At 38.3% G+C, this 3,837-nt stretch carries 2 protein-coding genes; both read right to left on the reverse strand.

All coding sequences use genetic code 11. The features are described from left to right. Positions 1-3,307, reverse strand: a 3,307-nt coding sequence (locus ACRC28_RS10995; RefSeq protein ID WP_438543493.1) for a reverse transcriptase domain-containing protein, incomplete at its 3' end; no start/stop codon positions are given. Between the two features lie 74 nt (positions 3,308-3,381). After that, positions 3,382-3,837 (reverse strand): hypothetical protein (locus ACRC28_RS11000; protein WP_438543494.1); only part of this gene is annotated, 456 nt, incomplete at its 5' end.

Consider the following 3,837-nt stretch of genomic DNA (forward strand, 5'->3'; position numbering starts at 1 on the left):
CAGGTATAACCGTCCTTTCATTATCAAAATCCAACGGATTTGGGGGTCTTCCATATAACAGTTCAAAAGGCGATCTCTTGGATACCGTTCTCACTGAAATCCTATACGCAAAAAGTGCATAATACAGAAAATTATCCCACTCTTCCCATCTTCCGTCTGTAAATTTCGCCAATTTCGCTATCAGTGTTTGATTCGTTCTTTCCACCGTTCCATTGCACTGCGGATGATAAGACGAAGTAGACGTTTTTTTGGTATTCAACATTTTACACACTTGTTGAACCGTTTTGTTAAGAAATTCAAGTCCCTGGTCTGATAAAAGTTGAGAAGGAGGTCCATGTCTACAAAAGATTTCTTCGATGATAAAGAGTGCAATTGACTTTGCGGATTTATTCTTGATAGCTCTTGCTTCACACCATCTAGTCAAAAAATCCGTCGCCACCACAAGAAATCGATTACCATTTTCAGATTTAGGTAATGGACCCACAACATCAATGCCAACTCGTGAAAAAGGGCCGTCAAGAGAGATACGCTGTAATGGGTAGCGCTCTCTTTTTTTATTAAATCTGCAACAAACTTCACACCTCTTAATCCAATCATGAATATCCGCATACATACCACGCCACCTATGTGTTCGTAACACCAATATATATGTTGGAACAGTACCACCATGTCCACACTCTGAATGATTTTTAAAAATTATTTCATTTTTCTGAGTCGTATCAATTTCTTCCTCGTTAGATACACTATCCCTTACAGACCCTACTACTCGTGTAAGACCATCTGCCAACGTGTTTTCAGAACCCTTGATATAATGGACTTTAAACGAGAACTGTTGAAGAGTCAAAATCCACCGCATTAGACGACCCGATGCATCTTCTTTTAAATTCAACAACCATTTTAACGCTTGATGGTCCGTCTCAATTACAAATTCATTCGATAAATATGTCTTAAAGCTTTTGATACACCAAACTACAGCCAGACACTCCTTCTCTGTGACGGTGTAGTTAATATCGGCACTGTTTAATTTACGTGAAATAAAAAAAACAGGAAGTTCCTCTTCATCGTATTTCTGCATCAAAGCACCTCCTATAACAAAGTTGGAGGCATCTGTATACAAGATGAAAGGCCTATTAAAATCAGGTAACTTCAGACAAGGACCATCACCAATCACTTTCCTTATAACATCGCAAGCTTCTATGGCCTCTTTCGACATCTGAAATTTACCTTTCTCTGTGCATTTGTACAATGGAAGCATCGTTTTAGTATAGTTCTTAATAAACTTCCTAAAATAAACCGTGAATCCGATAAACGATTGCAGCTCCTTTTTTGTGCCCGGTGTTTTAAATTGTAACCCCCTAGACTGTTGTTGCAGAGGAATGGTCATCCCATCTTTGCTAATCTGATAACCGAGGAACAACACCGAATCTTTACAAAGCTTACACTTCTGACGATTTGCCTTAAGTCTAAGTACCTCTAAGCTTTTTAACACAATTTCCAAATGTTTAAGATGTGATTCGAATGTGTTCGAAAAAATCAAGATATCATCCAAATACACCAACACAAACCTGTACAATTGCTTTTTAAAGACTGAATTCATCAACCTCTGAAATGTGAAAGGCGCATTAGTCAACCCAAACGGCATCTTGATCCACTGAAATGTACCTTCCCGCGTTTTAAATGCTGTCTTATACCGGTCTTCCAACTTCACATTGACCTGGTGATAACCTGATTCTAAATCCAAAACGGAAAAGAATTTTGCTGAGCCTATACAGTCCAACGTTTCCTCAACCAATGGTATCGGATATATTTCTTTTTTTGTAATTGCATTCAATCTTCGATAATCAATACAAAAACGTATCGAGGAGTCTTTCTTCCTCACAAGCGTTACTGGAGACGTATACCCCGCCCGACTTTCCTCAATCAACCCTTTACTGAGAAATTCATTTACCTTCTCACGAATCAGTTCATGATCTTGAGGGCTTCTTTTCCTAGTAAAGTTTTTAACATACGAAAAATCTGCAGTTAGCTCTATAGCATGTTCCAAATCCAATGAAGGTTGCTCGTTGTGACCAATGAAAACATTCCAGTACCTTCTAATGACTTTATTTAAACTTTCTCTATCTACCTTAGAAAGATCGCCAAACCCAGCATCGACCGTTTCACTCTCTTGAGCTCTTAGACTACATTCTGACTTAACCTCATTGCTGGTAGAAACTGATACAATAGTAGAGTGATCTATATATCTTGTCAATCCCAGACCTCTAATTTCTTCAATTCCCAAAATTAAATTATCAGTTAGATTTTCTACCACATATGCCTTTACCTCAATTAATTTCTTACGTTTTGGTTTTTTTACTAAGAAACTAGCTGCACCCTTAACCTTCGTCATTCCACCTACACCAAACACATTAATTCCACATTCGGTTAGTTTAAGGCCCAGTTTATGCGCCAAGCTGGCACTAATAAGTGAACTCTGCGCGCCTGTATCAATCAGTGCTTCAATTGACACATTTTCCCCTTTCAACGAAATTTTAGGTCTATTATCTGCCGAAGATCTTCTCGAATTAGATTCAACAGTAAAGGTTAACATACAATTTTTAACTACCGGTTCTTTTCCCACTACTTTCATCTTGAAGTGATTATCCGACGGCTCCGCACTACTGCTCTTTTTCGACGATTTTTTAAGATACCAACTCAACTGTGCCTCATGTTTCTCAAAAAATAGAAACATATCAGGCCAATTTCCGACATTTTCTACCATACTTTCCAAGCTCTGCGGAACAAACCGTCTTATGGCTTTAAAAGATCTTTGCATGAATTCAGGATTCCTTGGTGCAAACTTCTTTAACTCGTATGCATAACAAAGTAACCCTTCCATTTTAGGACCGCACACGTAAAGATGCATAAACTTATCCAAACGATCTTCTTCAATCTCCTCCCTACAAAACCGTTCCCTAAAGAGATGTTTAAACTCCTCGTAGTCGTTCAATTCATCTCCTTCAAGCGCTTCGAACCATCTTAAAGCCAGACCACCCAGTCGTGACTTAACAATCGCAAGCAGCTTGTTTGAGTCGATGGAATCCTCAACCTCAAGAAACTGTGTGAGAAAGGACTTCGGATCCTCATTCTTCTTTCCAGAAAATGAATCCCACTTATTCCTTAAACACAGTTTCTTCATGCTGTGAATTACTGCATCCAGACCCTTTTCTTCGAAATCCCTGTTACCACCAATGTTAGTCGTGACATTGTCACGACCGGAAACTGGTTTGTTGGGAAAAGATTTATTGGTTTCATCTTGTTTAACCATGGGTTCTTTGGGGTTTTAGATATATATAGGAAAAACCCATATTTGGAGGGAAATTTTCCCTCCAAATCATCTTTCTAGTCAGAAGATTCTCTTAATAAGAGAATGGGAAGATTCCTATCTCCTGACATTCCCCCCTCCTTTATTTTGGGCCATTCGTCTTCAAACAACTCTGCAAATTTTAGATCCTTTACATTAACAGAAAAAATTTCACCAAATATATTTTTGATTTTATAATTACCTAATCTCCCGATCGCACAGATTGTGTAAGGACCTTCCCAGCTATCATCAAGTTTGTTTTTAATTTTGAGACTCTGCTTTCTTCTCAAAACTATATCTCCGACTTCAAAAGTCGAGATTGGAGCTTTATTAAGTCGCACCTCTTTTTCACGTATCTCTCTCTCCAATGTTTGAAAAATCTTACGCGCTTTCTCGAGTCTCTCAAAAATAAGTTGATTTTCCTCAGGTATAACCGTCCTTTCATTATCAAAATCCAACGGATTTGGGGGTCTTCCATATAACAGTTCAAAAGG

It is taken from the genome of Clostridium sp., assembly GCF_051650885.1.
Taxonomy (GTDB): domain Bacteria; phylum Bacillota; class Clostridia; order Clostridiales; family Clostridiaceae; genus Clostridium.